The sequence below is a fragment of the Kitasatospora sp. NEAU-CNBT7 genome, from assembly GCF_057220535.1.
The window spans coordinates 1-26,932 of the sequence record NZ_JBXQQB010000051.1; the positions used below are offsets into that span (position 1 = coordinate 1).

Below are 26,932 nucleotides of genomic sequence, written 5' to 3' on the forward strand. Positions count from 1 at the left end.
TTTTCAGGGCCCTCATGTTCACCGAGTCGACCGCGCACCGCGACCGGTCCAGCTCGCCCCGCGAGCCGGGTTCGTCGAGGACGACCCGGTGGAGCTTGGCCCACACGCGGGCCTTGCTCCACTCGGTGAAGCGTCGATGGGCCGTCGGCCCGGACGGGCCGAAGCACGGCGGCAACTGGGCCCACGTGCACCCGGAGGTCGCGACGAACACGATCGCCGCCAGAACCTCCCGGTCACCGTGTCGCCGCCGACCACCGCCCTGCGGACGAGTCGGCGCGTCCGGCACCACCAACTGGAACAGCGCCCACAACTCGTCCGGCACCAGACGCTCCACGATCAGCACGCCCGGAGTCTACCCAACCGCCCAAATGAGATGACTTCTAAAGCCCCGGCCCACCGCATCCACTCTACGGCCAACGGAGAGGCCGACCCCTCTAATCCCACCTGTAGTACCGGGCCGGAACCGCCACCCACGCCTGAACTCATCCAAGTACTTCCACAGCATCAACCCGAAAGGAGGAAGACGCCTGCAGGTGCCTTTGGCTGCAGCTCTCACAATAAGCGGCCGTTCTCTTGTGCTTCGTTACTCGATATCTTGAAGTATGGAGAACGGCCACGTCTTGGAGAGCTCAGTAGGTCGAATGGGCAAGTGAGGTGGAACAATAAGTTCACTTGCTGTTTCATTTATGGTCAAAAGCGTTCTTTGTTGTGCTTGCGCTTACGCTTACGCTCGCTCTTATCCTTTGACTTCTGGATCTTCTTGAGCTCCTCGTCGATGTGCTCCAGGAATTCCTCTGAGCTGTCCCCGTATTCCTCGCCGATTTGGTCGACATCCTTCCTGATGAGGGGCTCTTTAAAGTCCCTCAGCCTCTCGTAGATTTTTCCGTCGCCGGACCTGAGGCCGTCGGTAGAGAACTTCAGTGAAGAAGCTCTCGTTTTATTTTTATTTGCCACATCAATGAAAGCTTGGGCCGTGATGTGAACCTCGTTCGAGAGGTGCTCGCTGGCCCGCATCTCGAGATCGAAATCGATGTTTATCTTACAGTTCTGAGGAAGCTTGAGGTCGTACGATTTGCATGATCCGGTTAGCGCGACCGTAAAGTTGGCAATGTATTCATTTTCTGCAGCCTTCATGATGCTTGCCTTGGTCTTGGCGAGCGATGCAGTGCCTGCCTGGACTACCTTGAGCTTTTGCTTGTAAGTGGCTGCTGCCCGCGCCTTCTCGCGGTCGACATTTCGTGTCGATTGGTATTTGCTCTTGAGTGCCTCGCCGTCCTTTCCGGCCTGATCGAGATTCTTCACGCAGTCGGCAATTTCCTTGTTGGAGACCTCGATTACCTTCTCGCACTCGGCAATCTTCTTCTTTCGCTTTTCGATAAATTCCTCCCTTTCTTCCTTGTCGGATATATCCGCTAGATCATTTTCGTACTGCTTCTTGCCGTCTGCAAGTTTCTTCTTCCGCTCATGTGCCTCCCTGAGTCGCTGCTGTGCCGAGTCGCGATTTTCCCTGAATATCTTCTGGGATTCCCTATTGATTTCGAGCCGTTCTTCAAAGTCTGAGAGGCCGGCCTCGTAGGCCGTGATTTCTCTCATCTTTGTCTCGTATTCGTCGGCTGCCTTGTAGGCTTCCGCCTGAAGGGCTGCGCGATCCTCGGTGAGACCCTTGGTGAGCGCCTGCGTGTCAATCTTGACGACGTCCCATTTGAATGACAGCGGAATCTGATAGGCGACGAGACTGCTGAATCTCCCGCCGGTCTTTTTTTTGCCGCCATGGAATTTGAGCTTTTCCTTGTCGTTGTGAGCCTTCTTGGCTGCCTCGGCCATTTTTCCGTATCCGAAGACAGTGTGGCCAAAATATAGCGCACGATATTCGCACTGTCGCACAAGAATGCTTGGTGTGCTGGTTTGTGAGACGGGGTTCAGGGCTTCACCTACCTTCTCCCCGCCTACTTTTAGCTCGGCATTCATGAAGGATGCGGCAACCTTCTGGCCGATTCCGGTAACGGCCCTCATTGCCGCGAGGGCCCTGGCGCCTACTGCGGCGGCATCAATGGGTGTTGTCACTTTGACTCCATTTGCGAGGTTTGATGTCCCTGGAAAATTACTACTGGTCGCGCGACCCAATTATCCAGGAATCGCGCTTCTGGTAAGCTTCGGGTGACTTTTCTAGGAGGGTTCGATTTCTGCAGTTTCCTCGAGGTCGACGGTGATATAGTCGTTCTCTACGAGCCACAGCAGGAGATTCTCGTCGACCCCATCCTCCAGCTGTGAAAGATCATCAAGCAGTTCGGCGGCACCTGGGGGTAGCTCGGATCCGGCCTTATCGGTGCTGGCTTCGGGGCGCGGCGTGACCTCGCCAGGCTGAATTGACGGGTTTGCCGGAATCCACGCCGAGCGGCTGCTGTCAAGCTTGTGCGGGATACCATTCCCATCAGGGCGGACCTGGCGTTCCCAGTTTCCGTCCGTGAAGTAACTCCACTCCTCGGATGCGTTATCCCAGTGCCAGAGGGGGTATTCTGCTCCTGCGGCCTCGTCCCAGTAGCTCTCCGGCAGAGAGCAAAAATGTTCGGACATTTGCTCTACTGTCAGCTCTCGGGCCATGTCAAGGATGGTCTCGGTCGGGCTGTCGAGAGTGTCCAGGTGTTCCAGGAACATTGAGATGTCTGATGTGATCTGGTCTCGAGCTGCAAGGGCGAAGCGGGCCTTGAGGTCGCCTGGGTTGCTCGGGGCGGGGTCCGCGACTGCCGAATACAGCGACGCGAACCAGGCCATGGATTCTTCGCCCTGTGCGCCGCTGCGGTGCAGAATAAAAAGGAGTTGATTCCATTCGGGCTTCATGTGCGGTCCTTCGAATTTTGCATGGCTGCGAGAAATTTAATCAATTGACACTGGTCGACCTGCGGGGTCCAGGGTAGCCCTGGCCGGGGTGGAACCGGAAGGGAAACGGGGGCAGAGGGCTCTGCCTGAAGGGGCATGCCGCCGGTCTCTGCGGCGTGCTTTGAGAAATTGTCGCACCTCATGCGAAAATTGCGTTATTTAATATTTCATAAACCTTGGGGTGCAGTTTCGGTTCGATCGACCGAAAGATGGCGTGGCAGGCTAATGCGGATGTGATCCACTTGTCCGTGGATGGGGGAAGGGCCCGTTTGCGGCAGATCGCGTCGGGGTAGGGGGAGGAGCGATCGGGGCCGGACCTCTACGGTCGAGTATCTCCGTTCGTGCAACGGCGACGGGCGTGCCCGGCAGGGAGATGGCCCCGGGGTCAGGGGTGGAGTCCTCCCGCGCTGCCGTGGCCCCTGGGAGCAGCAAACTCGACACGTAGCCCCACGCTGTCCTCGGCCGCTGTTTTGGGGTGTACGTCGATGTGGAGTTCTGGTGGCCTGGCGGACGGGAACTCCCCGGAATCTGCCGAGCAGACGGCTGATCGCCTGTTCGGCCTGCCCGGGGACTGTTTATCCCCCGGGTGACCACCCGGCCCGGGGACTCGCAGCGGCCTCCTCAATTGCGACGGGAGCCGGGTCGGACGGGCCGGACCAACATGCTGCGGTCCAGGGAACGAGCGGCTTCCCACGGCCGCATGACAGCCGGTAGTTGCTCGAGACCGTGTGGGCTCTGCCCTCCGCCCGGTCACCCGACGGTGACGCTCCCCGGGGCGGCCACGATCCGGCTGGTGGGGCGGGGCACGGGGTCGTTGCAGGTCTGCACCGGATCCCCCGCGCGGGCGGCCGGCTTTCCCTCGAAGTAGACCGTCGAGCTGCCCGAGGCGACCGTACCGGTGTTGTCCGGCGGCCGTGCGAACACCGTGCCCGGCGGCGTGGGGGGCGGCTGATGAGGAGGCTCGTTCCGGGCCTGGCTGCCTACGACCGCGGCTGCCCGGCTATCGATCAGCACGCTCGTGCAACATCCGGACATCAGAGCACCGTTGAAGGGCAGCGGCACGACGCTCGCCACCGGTCCGGTCGGTGACGGAACCAGCACGACATGCTGGTCGACACCGGTCACCCTGTCGTTCATCCGTGCTGCGGGTACTCCCATGGCTGTGATCCTGTTCTGCTCGATGGACGGGGACGAACGGGGACCGGTCAGGAACGCACCTTCTGACCGGTGAACACCCCGGCCGGGGTGCATGCCTTCGCGTCGCGATTCGCGCAGTTCACCGCGACGACCACCTGCTGGCCCGCGGTGAAACGCCACGGCTTGCCGCTCGCGGCGGCCTTGCGCTGGGTGGTGCTGTCGTTCAGGGATATCCCGAACAGCAGACGTCCGTCCGCCCGGACCTCGACGTTTCCGCTGTCCTGCTGAGGGTTCTGCAGGACGAACTCGGTGATCTCCCAGGTCTCCCCGGCCGGTACTCGCGGGCCGAACCGCTGAAAGACCCCGCTCGCCGCGGGCGCGCTGTCCGTGGAGACCACGAACGACGTCGCGGTCCGCTGAGACTGGCCCCCTGCCGAACCGGTGCCAGGAGTGCTGTCGTTGCCGGCGCTGCTGCTCCCGTTTCCGCCCCCGGAACTTCCACCTCCGGAGCCGGAGCCACTGCTCCCGCCACCACCGTCGGAGGGGGCACCCGGGTCGGTGGTGGCCGGGCTGCTTCCCGAGGGGGACGGCGACAGTGACGCGGCCGCTGCCCCGCCATCGCTCGCGGGGCCGTCCTGCGGCGCGAGCACATCGGCCGGGCGCCGCTTCGCCCTGGACACAGCCTGCGGATCCAGGAACGAGGGGCCGATGGCCGCCGTCACCATCACGACCGCCACCGCGAGCAGCAGCACTTTACCGGCCCACGGCGGCAACATGGGCGGCTGCACCATCGAACCGTCCGCCGTCACCTGGGCCCCGTCACCGAGCGATGCGGTCACCCGGAAGGCGTGGCTCCGAGGCTGTCCTCGCAGGAAGGTCCGCCGCGGCCGCAACACGATCGGGACGATCCTCGTCGTTCCGCCCTCCACGGTCAGTTGCGCAGGGCGGAACCGGAACCGCAACTTGGCGTCCTCATCCGCAGCCCGCAGATCGACCGTCACCGGCGCGTTTCCGGCATTGTCGATCGCCAGCCGGGTCCGCGCACGGCGCGCGCCGCGGGTGGTGCGAGGGACCAGTTCCACCGAAGCGTCCGTGAACTCCCCGACCTGGAGTACGCCCTCCTCCACCACCGAACCGGCGGTGTCCTCCTGGGACATCACCCGGACCGCGAACGCCGTCTCGCCGCAGCGCGTCTTCTCCGAGCGTGGCGGCGAGAACTCGACCACCACCTCGGCGTCCTCCCCGGGGAACACCGAGACGGTCGGGGCGGACACACTCGCCCACTCCTTGCCGTCCCCGAGAACGTCGACCGTGAACCGGTCCACCACCGTGCCCGAGTTGCTCAGACGCACCGTACAACGGGCCGTGCCGCCGGGGGCGACGTCGACCGTCCTGGGCTCCAGAGACGCTAGGACACCCATCGCCCTGCTCCCGTGTGGTCAGCCACCGCCACCCGATTGCCTCGCGTTGCCCGCTCGGGCAGACCGGCCGCACCGGATACCGTCCTCCTGGGCCTGGACGCCATCGTGTCCCCGGACAAACCTGATGGGATGGAACACACCTTCGCAGCCCCCTCCGGGTTCCTCTCCGACACCTGCTTCTCCTTCGATATCACCGCCAACGACACCTTCGAGGGACCCGTCTCCTTCATCAGGGACCAGCTGGCGATCTGTCTCGAACCGCGCGCTTCCACCGGCCCCCTGACCTGCCACATCCACATCCACGAGGACTGCGGGGGCACCATGGGCAACGAATACCTCAACGGTCACCAGAGCCTGCGGATCCAGGACAACGATCCGCGCCGCGAAATCTGGCTCACCTTCCGCGACTTCGGAGTCCGAGCGCCGTGGGGCCTGCCGGTGCGCCGCTGTTACTACCGGATCCACCTGGAGGGCACCTCCACGGTCCGGGTGCGCATCCACGGCCGATCGCCGTACTTCGGCCCCCACTGAACCGCATCCGCCTGGCGCTCAGATCATGCCTTCCCGGATCGCGTAGGCCACGGCGTGCGAACGGTTGCGCAGGTGGAAGCGGCTGGTCACATCGTGCAGTGTGTTCTTCACCGTCCGCTCCGAATAGGCGAGGGTACGGGAGATCTCCCGGGTGTCCAGGCCCTTCGCGACCAGACGCAGCACATCCGCCTCACGGTCCGTCAGCCCCGTGAAGCCCAGACCGCGCGGCGCCAGCACGTGCTGGTTCAGCGTCGAGACCTGCTTCAGCAGACGCCCCAGAAGGTCGGGCGGCACCACGCCGGCTCCCCGGCGCACCGACGAGACCACACGCACCAGCCGGTCGGACGTGGCCTCGCTGCGGCGTACCAGGCCCGACACGCCGGCCTCGGCCGCAGTCACCACGTCCTCGTCCTCCAACGACGCGGCCACCATGACCAGTTGCTGCACACCCTCGCTGCGCACCGCCCGGGCCAGGTCCAGCGCCTGGTCGTCCAGCGACTCCGTCCCGACCACGCCGACGGTCTCCGAGGTCACCTCACCACGGGACACCACACGCACTTCGGGCCGCTCCCGGAGCGCGGCGCTCAGGCCGGCCTCCGAGATCGGGTCCGAAGCCCGCACGTAGACGCACACTCGCTCGAACATGGCACACCTCTGATTTTCCGAACGGGAACAGGAGAGACCCGATGCCGCCTCCGGGGGCAGACCATCGCGCCGACACTCCCATCCTGCTTCGGGCACCTTTAGGGGCAGGCTAACCGGTGCCCTGTGTCGGCCTAGCGGACCGTCATGCGACGGTTTGGGCGGACAGCTCCCACTCCCGGACGACGCGCCGTACCCACCGCACGTTCCACCGGTCGGCCGTCGCCGACGGCCGACCGGTGTGTCTACGGTACGAGCGGGCAGGCCGAAGCCGAGACATGGCGCCGGCGGGTGTGCACGCTCCCCGGATCTGCGGGCCGGTTCCTGCCGCCGGACAGACCGTGCCCAGGGCGAGACCATGAGGAATTTCCCCGATGACCCCTACCTCCGCCGACTCGCGGCCCAGCCTCGGCATCACCCTCCACCGCGCCGGGACACTCCCGGCCACGGTCCGGGACCTGGACGAACTGCGCGACCTGCTCCCCGTCGAGCCGGGGACCACTGCCCTGATATCCCTGGACCGGCCCGCCGACGACGAGATCCGGGCCCTGGCACAGACCTTCGCGCTGCACGAACTGGCTGTCGAAGACGCCATCACTGCGCACCAGCGGCCCAAGTGCGAACGCTACGCGGATACCCTCTTCGTCGTCCTTCGTCCTGTCCTTCCGACGGTCGAAGGCCACAACCTGGAGTTCGGTGAGATCCACCTGTTCGTCGGCGCCGGGTTCGTTCTCGCCTTACGCCATGCCGACGCGCCCGACCTCGACTCGGTGCGCGGCCGTCTCGAGGGTGACCCGGCGTTGCTCGCCCGCGGACCCGAAGCCGTCCTCTACGCCGTCCTGGACGCTGTCGTCGACGGTTACGTGCCGGCTGCCGCCGCCATGCAGCGGGAGATCGACGTTCTGGAGACCGAGGTGTTCAGCGGTGAACCGGAGGTGTCGCGTGGCATCTACCGTCTCTCGCGCAAGGTGGTGGAGTTCCAGCGGGCGGCCCGCCCGTTGCTGGAAGTCCTTTCGGGGCTGGAGACGGGGTTCGACAAGTACGGGGTGGACGAGGAACTGCGACGCTATCTGCGCGATGTGACCGACCACGCCACCGTCGTGGCCGAGCGTGTCGACACCTTCCGCCAGACCCTCAACGACATCCATGCCCTGAACGCCACCTTGATCTCGCAGCGTCAGAACGAGGAGATCAAGAAGATCTCGTCGTGGGCCGCGATCGTCTTCGCCCCCACGCTCATCGGCACCATCTACGGTATGAACTTCCAGGAGATGCCCGAACTGGACTGGGCATTCGGTTACCCCTTCGCGCTGGCCCTGATGGTGGTCGTCTGCATCGCGCTGTACGCAGCCTTCCGACGCCGCAATTGGCTGTAGTGAAGGTGACGGTCGCGTGCGGTGCGTCAGAAGCCCTGGCCGTTGGTGCCGCCGGCCGGGCCGCGGCCTCGTCGCGGTGGTGTTTCCTGGACCGGGTCTTCATCCTCGGGCGGGGCCGTGACGGGAGGACTGCTGGGATCGGCCCCGGGGGTGTCGGGGCCCGAGGGGCCAGGGTCCGAGGGCGAGGCGGGGGATTCGCCCCAGGCCGGCGGGCCGGAGGGCGACTGCATCCGCCCGTCGGCCGGAGCCGAGGGGGAGGACGGCTTCACGGCAGGTGACTCCGGCGCCGGTGAGGTGGTGGCCTTGGCCGCCGTCCCGGTGAACTGCTGGACCGGAGTGCCCGTCAGGGCCGCGCGGGTGTAGGCAGTCCAGATCTTCGCGGGGAACGTCCCGCCTCCTGCGGAGGCGAGGCCTGCCATGCCGTTGACGGACAGTCTGGCATGCGTGTCGGGGTCCTCCCGGAAGATCGTCACGGAGGTCACCAACTCGGGGGTGTAGCCCACGTACCACACCGATTTGGCCTCGTTGGTGGTTCCGGTCTTTCCGGCCGCCGGCCGGCCCAGGGCCTTGGCGGCGGAGCCGGTGCCGCCGTGGGCGTCCACCACGTCCTGCAGCATGTCGGTGACCGTGTCGGCGACGCGGGGTGCGAAGGCGCGCTTCTTGTCGTGCGAGGGCACATCGCGGTCGGTGCCGTTGTGGGTGAGCTTCTGGACCGACCAGGGGGCGATCTGACGTCCGTGGTCGGCCAGAGTGGCGTAGGCACCGGCCATGTCCACCGCACTGGGGCTGGAGACGCCGAGGGCGATGGACGGTACTGCCGTCAGCCCGGGCGTATCAGCGGGCAGCCCCGCATCGATGGCGCCTTGCCGTACCTGCTCCAGCCCGACGTCCTGGGCCAGTTGCGCGAACGGGGTGTTCACGGACTTGATCATGGCCTCGCGCAGCGTGACGTCACCGTAGCTGGCACCGCCGCTGTTGCCCGGGGTGTAGCCGCTGCCGCTGACCCGGTGGCCGTTGGATCCGTCGTAGACGCTCCCGGGGGTGATGTCCTTGCCGTCACGGGTGCCGTCGCGCAGTGCCGCCGCCATGACGAGCGGTTTGAACGTGGAACCCACCTGGACGTCGCGGCGGGTGGCATCGTTGACGAACTGCTTCAGATAGTCCGGCCCGCCGTAGAGGGCCAGCAGCTTGCCGGTGCCCGCCTCGACGGAGGCGGAACCCACCCGGACATTGCGGTCGGCGCTGCGCTGGCCGGGGACGAGGTTGGCGGTCAGCTGCTTCTCGACCGCGGTGCTGAGGTCCTTCTGCCGGTCGCGGTCGAAGGTGGTGGTGATCCGCCAGCCGCCCTGCGCGAGAGCGTCCTCGCCCACCCCGTTGGCGGCGAGGTACTGGCGGGCGGTGTCGATGAGGTAACCGGCCTCACCGCCTACTCCCTTGGGCGGTTTGCGCTCCCCGGGCTCGGGGAACGAGGCGGCCTGCCGTACGGCCGGTTCCAGCCACTTCTCGGTGACCATGCCGTTCAGCACGTAGTTCCAGCGGGCCAGTGCCCGCTCACGGGTCTTGGGGCCGCTCTTGACGTCCAGCGCGCTGGGGGCGTTGAGCAGGGCAGCGAGATAGGCTCCCTGCTCCGTGGTGAGGTTCTTGGCGTCGACACCGTAGTAGGCCTGGGCCGCTGCCTGGATGCCGTAGGCCCCGCGCCCGAAGTACGCGGTGTTCAGGTACCCGGCCAGAATCTCGTCCTTGCTCATCCGCCGGTCCACCTTCAGGGCGATGAAGAACTCCTTCACCTTGCGGGTCAGCGTCGGGGACTGATCCAGGTAGTAGTTCTTCACATACTGCTGGGTGATGGTGGAACCACCCTGCCGGGTACCACCGGTCAGGTTCGACCACAGCGCGCGCGTCAGAGCGGTGGGGGAGACCGCGCTGTCCTGGTAGAAGCTGCGGTGCTCAGCCGCCAGGACGGCCTCGCGCACCCCCATCGGCACGTCCGACAACGGCACGGTCTGGCGGTTCGTCTCGCCGGTGCGCCCGATCTCGCTGCCGTCCGAATACAGCCACACATTGTTCTGCTGCACCGCGGCGGCGTTCGGGTCCGGTACCGGGACCAGCAGGTACCCCGCCACGAAGGCCCCCACCGCCAGCACCACGGACCCTGCGGCGAGGCCCAGCGCGAGCGGCCACCGTGGCAGGAAGCGCCGCCATCCGGTACGTCGAGGGCGCCCGGCGGTCACCGGAAGGGCGGCACGGGCAGGGCGCCCCGGCGGGGGAGGGGGTGTCACAGCTGGAACCTCTCGGCGGTCGAAGCGATGGACGATGGCTGCTCCGCCCCGAGACGGGACGGGGCTGTGCGGGGGCGGTTTTCTCACTGCGGTGGGCGGCGGGGCGGCACGACCCTGCGCCGTCCGTTCCCACGGACGTCCACCGCGACCGTGCGCACCGGTTCCGGGACACGGTTGTCGGTGTACGGGGGCGGCGACATCGTCAGTACCAGTCCCAGACAGGACCGGGCCGCCACTCCTGCGGCACCCCACACCTCCAGCAGACGGGATGCCGACAGCTCAGGGGGCGCGAGAGCGAGCTGTACCGGGCCCGGTACCGGCAGCGGGCCCGGGCCCGCCACCGATGCGACCGCCAGCGCCCGCCAGGCCGCATCGAGCAGATCCCGTCCGCGGACCGGTCCGGGGCCGTCCGCCCACAGCAGGTAGTGCAGCCGGTAGCGGCACACGGGAGCGTGCGACGCCTCGACCCGGCCGTCCGGGCCGCGCACACATCCCCAGTCGGCGGCCCTTCCCGCCACGTCCTCCTCGACGTGAAAGGCATGGGCACCCAGGACGGCGCGGTTACCCGCCGGGCCGCAGGACGGCGGGCCGAAGGACAGCACGGCGCCGGCCGGCAGCACCGGCTCCAGCACCGCACCCAGACAGGCGTCGGCGTCACTGAACATGGCCCCAGCATCACCGGCCGCGCAGATCCCGTCGTGCCCGGCCGAGCCACCCGATCGGACATCCCCCCGGCCGGGCCGCCGTCCCCCGATCGGGAGCCGAAGCCGGGCCGAACGGCCAGCCGATCGAGAGTGAAACCCTGCCGCTCTCCTTGCCAGGCTCGACAGGGACAGCAGTGGTATCAGCGATGGAGGCTCCATGCCCAGCTACCTCTCGCCCGGCGTGTACGTCGAGGAGGTCTCATCCGGCTCCAGGCCCATCGAGGGCGTCGGCACCGCGGTGTGCGCCTTCGTCGGGTTCACCGACAAGGGACCGCTCAACGAGCCGGTTCTGGTGACGAACTGGACCCAGTTCGCCCAGACCTTCGGTGAGGGGGCCGAGGACGCCTATCTCCCGCAGTCCGTCTACGGGTACTTCCTCAACGGTGGTGGCAGTGCCTACATCGTGCGTGTGGAGGCCCCGCAGGACAGCGGTGTGCCCGCCGTTGCCGCCACCGCCCTGCTGCCGGCCGCCGGCAAGGAGGCCCGCCCCCTGCTGGCCGTCACCGCGGCCGGGGCCGGCGAGGCCGGCAACGACCTGGTCGTCGAGGTCGCCCCGGCCACCGACGCCTCGGAGGAATCCTTCAAGATCACCGTCAAGCGCAACGGCCTGCCGCTGGAGAGCTTCGACAACCTCACCCTGCGTCGCGGCCCGCAGAACGCCCAGGCAGTCGTGCGGCGCGCCTCGAAGATGATCACCGTGGACCGTCCGGCAGCCGAGTTCTCCCCGGCACCGCCGACCGCACTGCTCGCCACCGGTGTGGAGGTCCGCCTCGCCGGCGGCGCGGGACCGGACACGGCAGCGGCGGTTCTGTCGCCTCAGGCCTTCATCGGTTCGGCACTCGACCGCAGCGGTATCGCCGGTCTCGAGGCGATCGACGACGTGACCATGCTGGCGGTTCCCGACGTGATGGCGGCCCACCGGCGGGGCCTGCTGGACGACGAGAGCGTCAAGGCCGTCCAGCTCGCGATGATCGCCCACTGCGAGCTCATGTCCGACCGTGTGGCCGTACTGGACACCCCGCCCGACCTCAACGCCCAGCAGGTCCGGGTCTGGCGGGAGGAGTTCACCAACTACGACTCCAAGCACGCGGCCCTCTACTGGCCCTGGCTGAAGGTCGCAGACCCGCGTACCGGCAAGACCGAAACCCTGCCGCCCAGCGGTCACGTGGCCGGGATCTGGGCCCGGAGCGACGACACCCGCGGAGTCCACAAGGCCCCCGCCAACGAGGTCGTACGCGGTGCAGTGGCCCTCGAACTGGGCATCACCCGCGGCGAGCACGACCAGCTCAACCCGGTCGGCGTCAACTGCATCCGGTCCTTCCCCGGCCAGGGCATCCGGGTGTGGGGCGCCCGTACCCTCAGCAGCGACCCCGAGTGGCGCTACCTCAACGTGCGCCGCCTGTTCAACTACGTCGAGAAGTCCATCCTCTCCGGCACGAGCTGGGTGGTCTTCGAACCGAACGAGCCCAAGCTCTGGGACTCGGTCAAGCGCACCATCACCATGTTCCTGCGCAGCGTCTGGCGCGACGGAGCCCTGTACGGCCGTACCCCCGACGACGCGTTCTTCGTCAAGTGCGACGAGGAGAACAACCCGTCGGAGAACCGGGACCAGGGCATCCTCACCGTCGAGGTCGGCATCGCCGCGGTCAAGCCCGCCGAGTTCGTGGTCTTTCGCATCTCGCAGTTCTCCGACGGCGCCTCACTCGAGGAGTGAGCACGGGGCTGTGCCCCGCCCGCCCCACCTCCCGCGCCCCACCCACCCACCTGCGAAAGGACCTTCTGATGTCCATGGGTCTCGGCCCCCAGCAGCAGCACGACGCCCTGACCGCGGCACGCTTCTCCATCACGATCGACGGCTACGAGATCGCCTCGTTCTCCGAACTGTCCGGCATCACCACCGAGGTCGAGCCCGTCGACTACCTCTCCTCGTCCGACAAGGAGATCATCTGGAAGAAGCTGCCCGGCAAGGCCAAGCCGCCCACCGTCGTGCTCAAGCGCGGCAAGACCGGTGGCATGGAACTCTGGGCCTGGCACCAGACCGTCCTCAACGGCGACATCGTCGGTGCCCGCAAGAGCTGCTCGCTGGTCATGTACTCCAGCGACGGCAAGCCCGTCGCCCGCTACTACCTCTCCCACGCCTGGCCCTCCAAGCTGGAGATCGGCCACCTGAAGGCGGGTTCCAACGAGGTCCTGATGGAGACCGTCACCATCACCTGCGAGCACATCCAGCGGGTGTCGCCGTGAGCCCCACCGCACTGAGCACCGAATACCCCTTCACCCTCCCGCGCGGCTACGTCGACGGCGAGGGCCAGGTCCACCGCGAAGGCGTGATGCGCCTGGCCACCGCCCGCGACGAGATCGCCCCCCAGTCCGACCCCCGGGTCCGCGCCAACCCCGCCTACCTGACCGTCCTGCTCCTGGAACGCACCGTCACCACCCTCGGGGACCTGCCGGAAGTGGGCGGCTACGTGATCGAAGGCCTCTTCGCCTCCGACCTCGCCTTCCTCCAGGACCTCTACCGCCGCATCAACCAGGAGGGCCACACCCAGGCGGAGGTCGCCTGCCCCGCCTGCGGCCACGATTTCGCCGTCGACGTAGCCGGTGATGCTCCGGGGGAATCCTGACGTACGCCACCGACCGGCTCTGGGAAGAGCTCACCTTCGTGGCGTACTACCTGCACTGGCCCCTCGAAAGCCTCCTCGACCTCGAGCATCCCGTCCGCCAGCAGGTCATCGGACAGATCGGGCGTATCCACCGCCAGATCGCCGACGATGACTGACCCGTCCCGGAAGACGTCGCCATGCCCTGGCCCTTCGCCCGCAAGCGCGCTGCAGCCCTTCCCTTGCCACCGCCGGCCCAGCCGCCGGCCACGGCCCCCGCAGCCCCGCCCGCAACCTCGCCGGCTCCGGCTCGAGCGCCGCGCCGCGCCGCCGTGTGGCGGACCGCCAGGCCACTGACCCCCACCACCACCCCCACCGCGCTGACCATCACCCCCACCGGTCCGCGCAGTGCCGCCACCCCCACGGCCGTCACCATGGCCCACCGCCCGACACCGCCCCACGGCCCCCGTGGACAGGTCACCGGCCTGGCGGTGCCCAGCCCCGGCCGGACCGATGACCCGCGCCCGGCACCACCCGAGCAGATCCCCTCGGTACTGCCCGAACCGGTGGTGGCGCCGCGGCCGGCCACGGTGCCACCACCGGCCACGACCGGCCTCACCCACGCCGCCGGAGAGTTCGTGGGCACCCCCCGACCGGCCGAACGGCCCACCACCATGCCGTCATGGCTGACCGGTACCGTTCCCGGACTCGGTCTTTCCACGGACCCGATCGAACTCCTCCTGCCGGGACCCGCGGCCCAGAAGCCGCCAACCCCGACAGCCCCTGCCCAGCCGCCGCAGCCGGCGCCCGCCCGGGGCCCGCGGCCGACCCTGGGACAGAGCCGCCGCCTGGGACTGGGCGCCCCCCTGCCAGAAACCGCCACAACCCAGGCCGACACCCCGCTCCCACCAGCCCGTCCCGTGACGCACCGGCCCGCCGGGCCCAGCGGGCCCGAGACGCCCACGGCTCCCGAACCTCGGCCCCGCCCCGCCCGCACCCCGCCCGTGCCCACCACGCCGACCGGCCCGGATCCCGCCCCGCAAGCCCCCGCTCCCGCACGCTCAGGGCCGCCCGCCCCGGAGCCGGACACCGACGTCCTCAGCGGCCCGGCGGCCCTGCACGCCCTGCAGCGCGACGCCGCCCGGCGGCCCGCCCCCACCACGCGGCCCGTACCGGAGACGCAGACCGAGGACTCCCGCCGTCCCGAGCCGGACCTGACGCACCGACGCGGTCCTGGTCCCGCCACGACCCCCGACCCCGCACCGCCCACGGAACCCACCACTACCGTCCCGCACGATCTGGCCCGGACCTTCGCCAACCTCCACGGGGCCGACATCACGGACGTACCCGTCCACCGGGGCCCGCACGCCGACGACCAGGCCTCCCGGCTCTCCGCCCGTGCCTTCACCCGCGATCAGCAGGTCTACCTGCCGAACAAGGCGGGATCGCTCGACGACGCCAGAACCCGGGGCCTGCTCGCCCACGAACTCACCCATGTGCTGCAACAGCGCCGCCACCCCGGCGGTCTGCCACCGGAGAACTCCCCGGCCGGCCGCCGCCTGGAGGCGGAGGCGATCGCCGTGGAGCGACACGTCCGCGGAGAACCGGGCGCGGAGCTGCCCCTGATCCACCCGAGCACCCCGGCCCCGAAGATCCAGCCGGAACCCACCAGCCCGACTCCGCAACCGGCGCCGGCCTCACAACCGTCCCCGCCCCCGGCCCAGCCGTCCGAGCCCGCACCGGCCCCGGAAGCCGACTGGCACGGCGCCACCTCCTGGACGGCCGACGGCGGCTTCGCCACCGAGAGCGGGGTCCAGCGGGCGCCCGAACACGAGCTCACCGAGAGCGACATCAAGGAGCAGTTCTTCCGAGAGATCAACCACGCCCGCCGCGAGCTGCACCTGCAGACCATCGACAGCGAGGACGATCTCCGCAAAGAGGACGAGGTGAAGTGGCTGATGCTGCAGAGCCGCCTGGCCGGTCTCCACTCGGGGCAGAAGACCGGCCCGGGTGGGGACAGCAGCGGGCAGGACACTCCGCAGACCCCGGTCACCTGGGAGTCCTGGAACCACTCGGTGAAGTCGCTCCTACAGGAGTCGATCGGGTTCAGCCCCGAGGAAAAGGCACCTGCCACCAAAACCACGGCCGGACCCAAGCCCCTGCTCCAGAACGACGACGACTACGACGACTACGACGACGACTACGACGACGACTACGAGAACACCGGCACAGCCCGGACAATCCACGGCGACCGGCATCTGCACCAGCACCACCACCAGCACCACCATCACGGCCTCCACCGACCGGACGCCGACCAAGCGGCCGAACACGACGTCCAGGCCGAGGCCGAACGGGTGACCACAGCCGATCCCGGCCGCACCACCACGGCTACGGCCACCGGGAACGAACCCCAGCCGTCCACCGAGGGCCGGGCCGCCTCTCCCCGCCCCCCGGCCCCCGCCGGACAGGCCCCCCTGGCACCGGGCGGACCACCCATCGCCCGGCCATCCCCCCACACCGTCCCCTTCACCGCGATCGACGAAGCCACGAACCCACTCGGTGACTTCGACGACGACGAGGAAGACCAGACCGGCGAAGCCCCCACACGCACCGTCCCGGCCCCTTCCACCCCCGCCCTCGCAGACGACGGATCACTGAGCTGGAAACAGTGGTCCGAATCCACCGGCAACGCACTCTGGGAATCCCTCATGGGAGAGCGCGAGGAGAAGACCACCCCGGTCCGCCGCCACCAGACGGAGCTCCCCCCGGCAACCCGGACCACCGCACCCCGCCACAATCCCCAACCGGCACCGAAACCCGCACCACCCGATCCAACCCCGCTACCGGTTCCCCTCCCACCCCCTCCCACCCCAGCACCCGTCACACCCGAATACGCCGGCGAACTCATCCACGCCCTCGACGACCTCGCACTCCAGCACCTCGCCGACCAGCTCGGCGATCGAGTCGAGCTGAAACTCCGCCAGACCATGCTGCGCCAGAGCGAACGCCTGGGCCGACACAACCGCTAGCCCCGCACCTCCGAGGAGAACACCACCATGCCACTGAGCGACCAGAGCACCCTCGCCCTTGCCAACAGGTTCAAGGTCACCGTCGATGCCGGGGAGTACGACCTCGGCAGCTGGAGCCAGGTCCAGGGCCTGGACGTCCAGTGGAAGCTCTGTGACTACCGCGCAGGCGATGCCGGGAACGACCGCTGGTTCTTCCCCGGATTCACCGAGTACTCCACCCTCAAGCTGACCCGAGCAGCCTGCGCGGACTCCCAGAAGGTCCAGAAGTGGCTCTCCAGCAACTCCTTCGGGAGCACGCCCCACAGCGGCTCCATCACCCTCATGGACCCCAGCAACACCCCCGTCATCACCTGGGACATGCGCAGGATCATGCCCATCAAGTGGAACATCGCCTCGTTCGAGGCCGGCCAGAGCAAAGTCGCCCTGGAGACCCTCGAACTCCAGCACCTCGGCTTCCTCAACGACGACAACCAGGCCTGACCAGGCCTCCCCGCCACAGAACCACACCTGGAGCCGTGCCATGAACCAACGGATGGGTCTCGACGAACGCCTCGGCCTGGCCATGCGCTTCAAAGTGGACATCGACGGAATGAGCCTCGGCAGCTGGGCCTCCTGCAAAGGCCTGAACGTCAGCTTCGAGATCGAGGAACTCGAGGTCGGCGGTGTCTACGAACACCCCATCATCCTCCCCAAACGACTCAAGTACGGCACGGTCTCCCTCCAACGCGCCATGAGCAGATCCGGCTCCGGCCAGGTCGAAGCCTGGCTGAGAAACGTCATCACCCGCTGGTACAGCGCAGACGACCAGAGCACCTACAGCGGCTCCAGCGCCACCATCACCCTGCTGGACGCCCACCACGAAGAGATCGCCTCCTGGCGCCTGCGCAACGTCTACCCACGCAACTGGAAGGGCCCGGACCTCGACGCCGCCAACTCCAAGGTCGCCCTAGAAACCCTCGACCTGGCCCACCAGGGATTCCTGTAGGAGGACGCCTCGTGGTACCCGCCATGCTCATCTGCCGCCAAAGCCCCATGCCCGGATCAGTACCGTTCAGCTTCAGCCCCGACAAGATCACGATGAGCCGGGAGGCCGACACCGTCTCCTACGGCAACAGCGCTTTCGGCGGCGGAAAGCCGGGCGGCAGCACCGGAACGATCTTCCGGCGCGCCAAGCCCGCCAAGATCGGCATCAGCGGCATCACCTTCATCGGCATGGAGACCAAACCGCTGTGCGATCAGCTCCTGGACTGGCTCAGCCCCGCCGGAGGCACGGCGGGCCAGGTGATCGGAGGAGCCATGGCCGCAGCCGGCCTCGCCCGCCGCAACATCCTCAGCAGACTTCCCACCCTCACCTTCTCCTGGGGCGTACCGGGCATGGGCTTCCTCTACGAGGTCCAACTCACCAGCGTCAACATCGACTACGTCCGCTTCAACCGCCACGCCATCCCGATCCACGCCAAAGTGACCATCAACATGCGGCAGCAACCGAGCCTGCTCGGCTCGCTGCCCACCAACCCCACCTCCGGCGGCCTGCCCGACCGCCGCAGCCGCACAGTCACCGAAGGCGAAGACCTCCAGTCCGTCGCCAGATCCGCCTACGGAACCCCCGCCGCCTGGCGCCCCCTCGCCGACGCCAACGGCATCGACGACCCCCTGCGTGTCCGCACCGGCGACACCCTCTTCCTGCCCAACCCCGACGAGCTGCAGAGGCCCTGACATGACGACTCCCGTCCCCGCACCCGGGACCGTCCGGGCCACCGTCCTGGCCGGCCCCACCACCCCCCTCCCGCTGCGCCCCGATCTCGAAGCCGCGATCGTCAAGGTCATCGTGGACACCCACCTCCACCTGCCCGACACCTTCGAGATCACCTTCCTCGACGAGGACGGCACCATCGCCGAGGACAAAGCCCTGAAGGTCGGCAATAACGTGGAGATCCTCGGGGGCTCCGCGACAGGAGACAGCGCCCAGAGCCTCATCCGGGGAGACATCACCTCCGTCGAGGCGATCTGCGAGGCCATGGTCATCCGCACCGTCATCCGCGGCTACGACCGGACCCACCGCCTCCAACGCGCCACCCGGACCAGGACTTTCGTCAACATGAAGGACTCGGACATCGCCTGGCAGATCGCCCGGGAGGCGGGGCTCGCCGTGGGCATGATCGAGGAGACCCGTGCCACGCACACCCATGTCGCCCAGGTCGCCCAGACCGACTGGGACTTCCTCACGGGCCGTGCCCGGGCCTGCGGCCACGAGATCGGCGTCACCAACGGAAAGTTCTACTTCAGGCGGGCCGTAGCAGGGAGAGGACTCGCCCCGCTGACGACCCCGGGCACCAACCCGCAACTCGCGTTCAAGCAGAACCTCCTCACCTTCCTGCCCCGGCTCAGTTCCGCCGCCCTGACGCCCACCGTCGAGGTCCGTTCCTGGAACTCCGACACCAGCAGCGTCACCGTCGGGCGTGCCGACGCCGCCACGACCAGTGCCGACCTCGACACCGGCCCCGTCGAACTCGCGAAGTCCTTCACCGCCACCCTGTTCGGCCTCATACCCGCCAGCAAGCCCGCAACCGCCCAGGCCCCGGACCCGGCCGCCTACGTGACCGCCGACCGGCCTCTCGCCTCCGGCGCGTCCGCGGCAGCCGCCGCGGACGAGGCAGCCCGGGCCCGCGCCGAACAGATCGCCAGCACCTTCGCCGAGGCCGACGGCATCGCCGTCGGCGACCCGGCGATCCAGGCCGGCAGCCGGATCGACATCAGCGCGGTTCCCGCCCCCTTCGCCGGCAGCTGGACCGTCACCAGCGCCTGCCACACCTTCTGCGAGGACGCCGGGGGATACCGCACCCACTTCGTCGTCAGCGGCCGCCACGACCGAACCCTGCTCGGGCTCGTCTCGGGTACGGCCTCCGGGCGCCCCACCCCCATCGACGGTCTGGTCTGTGGCATCGTCACCAACATCGACGACCCCTCACGTCTGGGACGTGTCAAGGTCTCCCTGCCGTGGCTGTCCCCCTCCTTCGAGAGCGACTGGGCCCGTGTCGCACAGATCGGCGCAGGTGTCCGCAGCGGTGCCCTCTTCCTTCCCGAGGTCGGTGACGAAGTCCTCGTCGGGTTCGAGCTCGGGGACGCCCAAAGGCCGTTCGTTCTCGCCGGTCTCATCAACGGCAAGACCGAGTACACCCTCGGTGCCCCCGCTGTGAAGAACAGCGGCACCACCGCCGCCGTTCAGCACCGAGGCCTGGTCTCACCCTCCGGCAATCACCTCGTCTTCACCGACGACATGCCCCCCGGCCACAACCGTGCCACGGCCTCGTCCATGGTCCTCGGGACCACCGGGAACAAGATCGCCCTCACCATCGACCAGACCGCCGGGCACATCACGCTCCACTGCGACCCTGCAACCCCCACCAGCCGCGCCGAGAACGGGACCATCACGATCAGCTGCGGTCCCAAGGGCACCGTCAACATCCTCGGCGGCGAGGGCGGCACCGTCAACGTCGACGGCGGCGCTGCCCTGAAGCTCACCGCAGCCCGCAGCATCGACCTCGACACCCCCGGAAAAGTCAGCATCACCGGACGCCAAGGCGTCAAGGTCGCAGGCGCCCGCATCGAACTCAACTGATCCGGATCACCCATGACACAGGCCAACACCGAACACTTCATCGGCGCCGGCTGGGCCTTCCCCCTCGGCGTGAACGCCACCGGCGGAATCGCCCTGGCCCGCCGTCAGCAGGAGATCGAACAAGCCATCCGCCTGATCCTCTCCACCCACCCGGGCGAGCGCCCCATGCGGCCCGGGTTCGGCTGCCCGCTGAGGGACTTCGTCTTTCGTGACATCGGGCCCCAGACCTGTGCGGAACTCAACCAGGAGGTCCGGACCGCACTCATCAGCTGGGAACCACGCATCGACGTCCACGACGTCCAGGTCACCCCGGCGCCCGACACCGACGGCCTGCTGATCATCGACATCTCCTACGCCGTGAAGACGACCAACGACCGGCGCAACCTCGTCTTCCCCTTCTACACCATCCCCGAGGACGGAGAGGACTACTGACCATGCCGCTGCCCGCCCCCAATCTCGACGACCGCCGCTTCCAGGACCTCGTCGACGACGCCAAACGCATGGTCATGCGCCGCTGCCCCGAATGGACCGACCACAACGTCTCCGACCCCGGCGTCACCCTGATCGAGACGTTCGCGTTCATGACGGACCAGATCCTGTACCGCCTCAACCGCGTCCCCGACCGTCTCTACGTCAAGTTCCTCGACCTCATCGGCGCCACCCTGCTGCCGCCCACTGCGGCGCGCGTGCCCGTCACCTTCTGGCTGACCGCACCACCCACCACCTCGCTCACACTGCCCGCGGGCACCGTGGCCGCCACCTTGCGCACCGAGTCGGACTCCTCCGTGGAGTTCTCTACCGCCCACGACCTCACCCTGCCCAGCAGCACCCTCACCCAGGTGCTCAGCCTCGACACCTCCGCACAGCGTCTGCTGCCCCGCGAAGAACACCTGAGACTGGACGTCGACTTCCCCGCCTTCACCACCCCTGTCCCCGCTCCCGGCGATGCCCTGCTCGTGGGGCTCTCCGAGCCGGCCCCCCGTTGCCTGGTCGCCCTCGACTTCGACTGTCACACCCAGGGCATCGGTGTCGACCCCGACCATCCGCCCCTCGTCTGGCAGGCCTGGGACGGCAACGGGTGGAGCACCTGTCACGTTCACAGTGACACCACCGGGGGCCTCAACCGGTCAGGCTCCGTCGTTCTCCAGCTCCCGGACCGTCACGAGGCCAGCCTGATCGATGCCCGACGTGCCGCGTGGCTACGGGCCCAGGTCATCACGCCGGCCGAGGGAATTCCCGGCTACAGTTCCTCACCCGTCATCAGCGCCCTCACCGCAGGGGTCGTCGGAGCCACTGCGGAGGCCGTCCACGCACGGATCATCGAGCACGATCTACTCGGTACCTCCGAAGGCACTACCCGGCAGGCCTTCCCTGTCTCCCACACCCCCGTGCTCACCAACATCGGCGAGCCTCTCCTGGAGACCAGCACCGAGGACGGCTGGCTGGCCTGGACCCGCGTCGACCACTTCGCGGACAGCAGCCCGGACGACACCCACTACGTCCTCGACCCGACCACCGGCACCGTCGAGTTCGGCCCGGCAGTCCGCGAACCGGACGGAACCCTGCGCCGACACGGCCGGATCCCGCCCCACGGCGCAGCCGTCCGGCTCTCGCACTACGCCACCGGCGGTGGACGGGCAGGAAACATCGCCGCGGGTGCGATCCAGACCCTCAAGTCCTCCGTCCCTTTCATCGCGAGGGTGGAGAACGTCAAACCCGCCCACGGCGGCGTCGACGGGGAGAGCCTCGAAGAGATCAAGCAGCGCGGCGCACTGCTCCTGCGCACCCAGGGCCGCGCCGTCACCGCGGAGGATTACGAATCCCTCACCCGCGAGGCTGCTCCCGAGATCGCCCGGGTACGGTGTCTGACCGCGGGGGAGGAGGACGTGCCGCCTGCGGGCGTGAAGGTCCTCGTCGTCCCCACCGTCGGAGTCGACGCCGGTACCCGCCTGCGCTTCGACGACCTCCTGCCGGCCGAGGAGACCCTGGCCCGTGTCGCCGCGCGACTCGATGAGTGCCGCCTGCTGGGGACGCGCGTCCTGGTCGAGCCGCCCACCTACCGCGGAGTGACCGTGGTGACCCGCCTGACCGCTACCACCGGCAGCAACACCGACCGGGTGGCCGACGACGCCCTCGACGCCCTGCACACCTACCTCAACCCGCTCACCGGCGGACCCGACGGAACCGGCTGGCCGTTCGGCCGGCCCGTCCAGAGCGGTGACCTCCACGCGGTCCTCCAGGCAACCCCCGGCGTCGACATCGTCGAGGACATTCGGATATTCGCCGCAAACCCGGTCACCGGCCACCGTGGTGAGCCCACCGACCGCCTCGAACTATCGGCCCACAGCCTGGTCTTCTCGTTCGAGCACCAGGTTCTCGTGGAGGAACAGTGAGCCGCGGAGCGATCAACGGGCTGCCCAGCCCTCACCCCATCGGGCACCGGCTCCCCGCCGTCTACCAGGAAGACCACTTCACCCAGCGGTTCACGGCCGGTCTCGACGACGTCTGGGCGCCGGTCATCACCACCCTCGACAACCTCGACGCCTATGTCGACGCCTCCCTCGCCCCGCAGGACTTCCTCAGCTGGCTGGCAGGCTGGCTCGGCATCACCTTCGACGAGAACCTTCCGCTCCAACGCCGACGCGCGCTGGTCGCTGCTTCCACCGCCTTGTTCCGTGCCCGTGGCACCGCCGCAGGACTCAAAGCCCACCTGGAGCTGATGTTCGACGGGCACACCGACATCGTCGAGAGCGGTGCGACCGCGTACTCCACCCGTCCCGGCGGTGCCTGGCCGGGTGAGGACGACCCGAGGGTCGCTGTGCGGCTCACCACCTCCACCGGACCGACCACCGCGGCGGTCGACGTCGTCGTGCGGGCCGCGAAGCCAGCACACGTGGTCCACAAGACAGAGGTGCGACCGCAGTGATCGTCTGCCGCAAGTGCGGATTCGCCAACCAGCCCGAGGACAGCTTCTGCGGGGCCTGTGGAAGCTTCCTGGAATGGACCGGGCAGAAGACCGCTCTCGACATCGACCAGGAGATCCGCGACGAAGCCGAGGCGGAGGTCGCGAATCCACAGAGGACCTTCTTCCACCGGGCCAAACGTGCTCTCTACTCCGATGTCGGCGACCGCCCGGCACTGCCTCCGCCCAACCGGCCGGGTATGGGTGGCCCACCCGGGATGGGTGGTCCGCCGGGGATGCCGCGCTCGCCGGGTATGGGTGGCCCACCGGGTATGGGTGGCCCACCCGGGATGGGTGGTCCGCCGGGGATGCCGCGCTCGCCGGGTATGGGTGGCCCACCGGGTATGGGTGGCCCACCCGGGATGGGTGGTCCGCCGGGGATGCCGCGCTCGCCGGGTATGGGTGGCCCACCTGGGATGCCATCCCTGGGGGGCGGTCAAGGCCGCCCTACTCAGGACGATGACGACGACGAGGACGACTTCCTGGCGAAGCTGCTTGCGGGTGGTGATGAGGGAGACGCCGAGGCAGAGGACGACGACGAGGACGACTTCCTGGCGAAGCTGCTTGCGGGTGGTGACGAGGGAGACGCCGAGGCAGAGGACGACGACGAGGACGACTTCCTGGCGAAGCTGCTTGCGGGTGGTGACGAGGGAGACGCCGAGGCAGAGGACGACGACGAGGACGACTTCCTGGCGAAGCTGCTTGCGGGTGGTGACGAGGGAGACGCCGAGGCAGAGGACGACGACGGTGCTGAGGCAGCATCTCGCCTCGTCGACAACAGAGGACGCGCCAAGGCAACCGGTCGGAGAAAGAATAAAAAGAAAAAGCGCAAGCGCAAGCAACGAAAACGCCAGTCGAAGCAGGCAGGGAAAACCCGCAAGACACCCCAGACGGAGCCGGGGCCGGCGCCATCGGAAAGCGAGGAGGAGGATGACGACTTCCTCGCCCGCCTTCTTGACGAAGCCGAGGGTAAGGACGACCAGGACACGAAGCTCGCCAACCCCGCTGAGGATGGCCTGGACGAAGCCGCGGATAACGAGGCTGCCGATGAGGAGGAAAGCGAGAACGAAGAGGAGGATGATGACGATTTCCTTGCACGTATCCTCGCTGAGCTGAATGAGGTCGGCGATGAGGACGACCTTCAGGGTGACGACGAGACCGGCTCCGAGAGGCGACCGCAGGACTCCGAGGACCTCGTGCTACCCGACCTCACCAAGTCTTCGGGGTCCATGATCCAGGACGATGGCGATGAGGAGAGCGCCGACGGAGAGGACGAAAAGGAGGAGGATGACGAGGCGTTCCTGGCCAGGCTCCTGGCTGAGGCCGAACCCGCCGACAACGAGCCGGCCGCTGCGCCGCCGCAGGAACCAGTTGCACTACACCCTCAGAGTCCCGCGACCCGCAACCCGCGTGCCACACACTCACGTTCCACTCGGCGTCCGACCAGCGGCGATCGCCGCTGTGCCGCCTGCGCGCAGAACAACGCGTCCCACCGGATGTTCTGCAGCCGCTGCGGGGAGTCACTTGAGAGCGCAGAGGAAGTTCGCGAACCCTGGTGGAGGAGGTTCATTCCCACCCGAAGAGGTTCGGCACTCGAACTCGGGGCCAGGCCCGGTCAGCCCGGGGTCAAGACAAAGCGAGGTCTGCCCACCATGGGCGCACTGGTCGGCCCCGCCAGGCTCGTCGCCAGTGTCGTTGTGATTAGCCTGACCACGCTCTATGCTCTGCACCCGCCCTTCAAGCAGGCGGTGCAGCGGCAGGTCACCGACGTATACGCCAAGGTCCAGGCGACGATCAGCCCCACACTCGATGCGGTCTACCCCGAGTCCGTCACCGCCGACGGTGCCATCACCGCGCACCCGGTCAAGGAAGTCTCTGACAACTGGTCGGATACCTTCTGGACCTTCCGGGACGATGCAGGTCCGGTCAGCCTCATCTTCAAGTTCGAATCACCGGTCCGCATAGACCAGTTGCTCATCCACAGTGGGGCGGAATATGATTTCCGCGCCTACGGACGTCCGGAGGCGATTACGGTCTCCGCGCCCGGGATGAGCCCACGTAAGGTGAATCTGAAAGATACTCAGGAATCTCAAAAGGTGGATCTTCCAGGTGTTTCGGTGGACTTGTTGACCATTACCTTTGAATCCTCTCAGCATGGTTCTCGGGAGAAGGAGACCGCAGTTTCCGAGATTGAGGCGTTCACCAAGTCGAGGGGATTCTTCTCTTGATTTCTGGCGTGAACTCGTAACGCAATCTCGTCGTGTGGGCCGCTGGGCCGACCGGTAGGGATGTTTCAAAGTTCCGGTGATCTTGTAGATCGGCAAGTCAGACAATGATAGATGTAGGGGAATCGGACGTGGTCCAGCGGCCGGCCGCGGAACGCGGTCAGCTGACCGTCCAGGTCGGCGCAGATCCGGGAGACCTCACTCTTGGAGATGTCGGTGTCCGCGCCGAGGGCCTTGACCAGGTCGTCGACGGAGCGGGTGGACACGCCGTGGACGTAGGACTCCATGACGACCGCGTAGAGCGCCTGGTCGATGCGACGGCGCCGCTCCAGCAGCGCGGGGAAGAAGCTCCCCGACCGCAGCTTGGGGATGGCCAGGTCCAGGTTGCCGGCCTGCGTCGTCAGGGTCTTGTCCCGGTGGCCGTTGCGGAATGCGGTCCGAGTCTCGGTGTGCTCGTTCCAGCCGGCGCCGATCCTCGCGGCAGCTTCGGCCTCGATCAACTCCTGCAGCATCCGTTCAGCCACCGACCGGACGAGTTCGAGTCCATCCGCCGAACGTAGTGACTCCAACAGTCGCAGTAGGTCATGCTGGGACAGGGCCACCGTGTTCCTCCTTGGTTGAACCGCCCGTTCACCAGGGAGAGCTGCACGGTGGCTTCGTTTTGCTCAGGGAGCGTGAGCCCCTTGGGGGTGTGCGCCGGGGAGCGAGCCCGCGCACACCTCGACCATGATCGGCTACACCAAACAACGGGACGCCATCAGGACCGGCAGGGCTTGTTTGGAACAACCGAGCCTGCGCCGGCGTGAGTTCAGTTCACGCCTTCGGGTGTGGATCAGCAGGAGACATGCTCGACCAGCTCGTGCGGCACATCGAGCACGGCAGGATACGGGACCAAGCGAGGCTCCTCGGTCAGAGCGTGGTGCGTAGAGAACACCAACGCAACGAAGCCTCGCCTGTTACCCCACCCCGGCTGACCAGCCATTTCACCCTCCCGGACAGAATGAAAGAGGCTCAGTGATCAGATCCGGGTTTGGGCTTGTCCCAAGGCCGGGTAGTTAACGGATTTGCGCTGGTGGCAAGGGGTTTGAACGCTGGCCGAAACGCGGCAACGGGATCCGCGTTGATCAGATGGTCCGCCAAGACTGCTGGTCGCCGAGGAGTCCCGTTGCCCGCATGTGATTGTGCCCTGCCGTCGGGTCTGACGACGGTGACTCACCAGTTCACGGTGGCCGCCGGCCAGTTCGGTCCTGGTCATCTGGGCGAGTTGACTCAGGTCGTCCCGTTCGACCTCGTTGATGCGGTCCTGAAGGAGACCCGGTGTGTGCAGCGCCGGTTACGTGACCTGCCCTCGCGGGTCGGGGTCTACTTCCTGCTCGCGATGTGCCTGTTTCCGGAAGTCGGCTACCAGCTGGTGTGGCAGAAGCTGACCGCGGCACTGGCCGGCGCCGGAGTGGAGGTCGCCGAACCGACCGCGAAGGCCTTGCGTGACCTGCGCCGCAGGGTGGGTGCAGCGCCGGTCCGCCGCCTGTT

General features: G+C 67.6%; 23 protein-coding genes and 1 pseudogene. 15 read left to right on the forward strand and 9 right to left on the reverse strand.

What is annotated here, in order from left to right:
• The 5 genes from AC2TEW_RS35670 to AC2TEW_RS35690 form a co-directional block, all read right to left on the reverse strand.
• The coding region (locus AC2TEW_RS35670; RefSeq protein WP_484627410.1) for a transposase at positions 1 to 343 on the reverse strand (343 nt) is incomplete at its 3' end.
• Between the two features lie 347 nt (positions 344 to 690).
• Positions 691 to 2,064, reverse strand: coding sequence for a hypothetical protein (locus tag AC2TEW_RS35675; RefSeq protein WP_484627411.1), 1,374 nt, complete (start codon positions 2,062 to 2,064; stop codon positions 691 to 693).
• Positions 2,065 to 2,166: 102 nt separating this feature from the next.
• The gene (locus AC2TEW_RS35680; protein ID WP_484627412.1) at positions 2,167 to 2,838 is read right to left on the reverse strand and encodes a hypothetical protein; all 672 of its coding nucleotides are present in this window, start codon (positions 2,836 to 2,838) and stop codon (positions 2,167 to 2,169) included.
• A gap of 789 nt (positions 2,839 to 3,627) precedes the next feature.
• Entirely contained in the window at positions 3,628 to 4,014 is a 387-nt protein-coding gene (locus AC2TEW_RS35685; protein WP_484627413.1) for a PAAR domain-containing protein, read from the reverse strand.
• Between the two features lie 68 nt (positions 4,015 to 4,082).
• Entirely contained in the window at positions 4,083 to 5,243 is a 1,161-nt protein-coding gene (locus AC2TEW_RS35690) for a hypothetical protein (protein WP_484627414.1), read from the reverse strand.
• A 321-nt stretch (positions 5,244 to 5,564) separates the two neighbouring features.
• Here AC2TEW_RS35690 and AC2TEW_RS35695 point away from each other — a divergent pair, with 321 nt between their 5' ends.
• Positions 5,565 to 5,966: a hypothetical protein gene (locus tag AC2TEW_RS35695; RefSeq protein WP_484627415.1), complete on the forward strand. Its 402-nt coding sequence runs from the start codon at positions 5,565 to 5,567 to the stop codon at positions 5,964 to 5,966.
• Positions 5,967 to 5,984: 18 nt separating this feature from the next.
• Here the strand turns inward: AC2TEW_RS35695 and AC2TEW_RS35700 are convergent, their stop codons facing one another.
• On the reverse strand, positions 5,985 to 6,611 hold the full coding sequence (locus tag AC2TEW_RS35700) for a response regulator transcription factor (RefSeq protein WP_484627416.1): 627 nt from the start codon (positions 6,609 to 6,611) through the stop codon (positions 5,985 to 5,987).
• Between the two features lie 371 nt (positions 6,612 to 6,982).
• On the opposite strand from AC2TEW_RS35700, the gene corA reads away from it, so the two are divergent.
• A complete protein-coding gene (gene corA, locus AC2TEW_RS35705) occupies positions 6,983 to 7,984 on the forward strand; it encodes a magnesium/cobalt transporter CorA (RefSeq protein WP_484627417.1) in 1,002 nt (333 codons plus the stop codon).
• Between the two features lie 26 nt (positions 7,985 to 8,010).
• On the opposite strand, the gene AC2TEW_RS35710 is transcribed toward corA, so the two are convergent.
• Both AC2TEW_RS35710 and AC2TEW_RS35715 read right to left on the reverse strand, forming a co-directional pair.
• Positions 8,011 to 10,119 carry a transglycosylase domain-containing protein gene (locus tag AC2TEW_RS35710; RefSeq protein WP_484627418.1) on the reverse strand — a complete coding sequence of 703 codons (2,109 nt, stop codon included), beginning with the start codon at positions 10,117 to 10,119 and terminating at the stop codon, positions 8,011 to 8,013.
• A gap of 227 nt (positions 10,120 to 10,346) precedes the next feature.
• Entirely contained in the window at positions 10,347 to 10,928 is a 582-nt protein-coding gene (locus AC2TEW_RS35715) for a Pvc16 family protein (RefSeq protein ID WP_484627419.1), read from the reverse strand.
• 196 nt (positions 10,929 to 11,124) lie between these two features.
• On the opposite strand from AC2TEW_RS35715, the gene AC2TEW_RS35720 reads away from it, so the two are divergent.
• From AC2TEW_RS35720 to AC2TEW_RS35775, 12 genes are all read left to right on the forward strand, one after another.
• A complete protein-coding gene (locus AC2TEW_RS35720; RefSeq protein WP_484627420.1) occupies positions 11,125 to 12,681 on the forward strand; it encodes a phage tail sheath family protein in 1,557 nt (518 codons plus the stop codon).
• A gap of 68 nt (positions 12,682 to 12,749) precedes the next feature.
• The gene (locus AC2TEW_RS35725) at positions 12,750 to 13,211 is read left to right on the forward strand and encodes a phage tail protein (protein ID WP_484627421.1); all 462 of its coding nucleotides are present in this window, start codon (positions 12,750 to 12,752) and stop codon (positions 13,209 to 13,211) included.
• The gene (locus AC2TEW_RS35730; protein ID WP_484627431.1) at positions 13,181 to 13,591 is read left to right on the forward strand and encodes a hypothetical protein; all 411 of its coding nucleotides are present in this window, start codon (positions 13,181 to 13,183) and stop codon (positions 13,589 to 13,591) included. The genes AC2TEW_RS35725 and AC2TEW_RS35730 overlap by 31 nt, the downstream gene beginning before the upstream one ends.
• A 980-nt stretch (positions 13,592 to 14,571) precedes the next feature.
• The gene (locus tag AC2TEW_RS35735) at positions 14,572 to 16,596 is read left to right on the forward strand and encodes an eCIS core domain-containing protein (RefSeq protein ID WP_484627422.1); all 2,025 of its coding nucleotides are present in this window, start codon (positions 14,572 to 14,574) and stop codon (positions 16,594 to 16,596) included.
• A gap of 27 nt (positions 16,597 to 16,623) precedes the next feature.
• Positions 16,624 to 17,076: a phage tail protein gene (locus tag AC2TEW_RS35740; protein WP_484627423.1), complete on the forward strand. Its 453-nt coding sequence runs from the start codon at positions 16,624 to 16,626 to the stop codon at positions 17,074 to 17,076.
• A 40-nt stretch (positions 17,077 to 17,116) separates the two neighbouring features.
• On the forward strand, positions 17,117 to 17,581 hold the full coding sequence (locus AC2TEW_RS35745) for a phage tail protein (protein WP_484627424.1): 465 nt from the start codon (positions 17,117 to 17,119) through the stop codon (positions 17,579 to 17,581).
• 47 nt (positions 17,582 to 17,628) lie between these two features.
• A complete protein-coding gene (locus AC2TEW_RS35750; protein WP_484627425.1) occupies positions 17,629 to 18,312 on the forward strand; it encodes a hypothetical protein in 684 nt (227 codons plus the stop codon).
• Between the two features lies 1 nt (position 18,313).
• A complete protein-coding gene (locus tag AC2TEW_RS35755; RefSeq protein ID WP_484627426.1) occupies positions 18,314 to 20,215 on the forward strand; it encodes a VgrG-related protein in 1,902 nt (633 codons plus the stop codon).
• 12 nt (positions 20,216 to 20,227) lie between these two features.
• Complete coding sequence (locus AC2TEW_RS35760; protein WP_484627427.1) at positions 20,228 to 20,647, forward strand: GPW/gp25 family protein; 420 nt, start codon at positions 20,228 to 20,230, stop codon at positions 20,645 to 20,647.
• Between the two features lie 2 nt (positions 20,648 to 20,649).
• A complete protein-coding gene (locus AC2TEW_RS35765) occupies positions 20,650 to 22,608 on the forward strand; it encodes a putative baseplate assembly protein (protein ID WP_484627428.1) in 1,959 nt (652 codons plus the stop codon).
• Positions 22,605 to 23,141 (forward strand): phage tail protein, encoded by a 537-nt coding sequence (locus AC2TEW_RS35770; protein ID WP_484627429.1) that lies wholly within the window; start codon positions 22,605 to 22,607, stop codon positions 23,139 to 23,141. The genes AC2TEW_RS35765 and AC2TEW_RS35770 overlap by 4 nt, the downstream gene beginning before the upstream one ends.
• A 452-nt stretch (positions 23,142 to 23,593) precedes the next feature.
• Complete coding sequence (locus AC2TEW_RS35775) at positions 23,594 to 25,405, forward strand: NADase-type glycan-binding domain-containing protein (RefSeq protein WP_484627430.1); 1,812 nt, start codon at positions 23,594 to 23,596, stop codon at positions 25,403 to 25,405.
• 107 nt (positions 25,406 to 25,512) lie between these two features.
• Here AC2TEW_RS35775 and AC2TEW_RS35780 read toward each other — a convergent pair.
• Positions 25,513 to 26,004, reverse strand: a pseudogene (locus AC2TEW_RS35780) (transposase); the annotation flags it as partial.
• 596 nt (positions 26,005 to 26,600) lie between these two features.
• Between AC2TEW_RS35780 and AC2TEW_RS35785 the strand changes: the two are divergent.
• Positions 26,601 to 26,932: transposase domain-containing protein (locus AC2TEW_RS35785; RefSeq protein ID WP_484627432.1), on the forward strand; the 332-nt coding region annotated here is incomplete at its 3' end.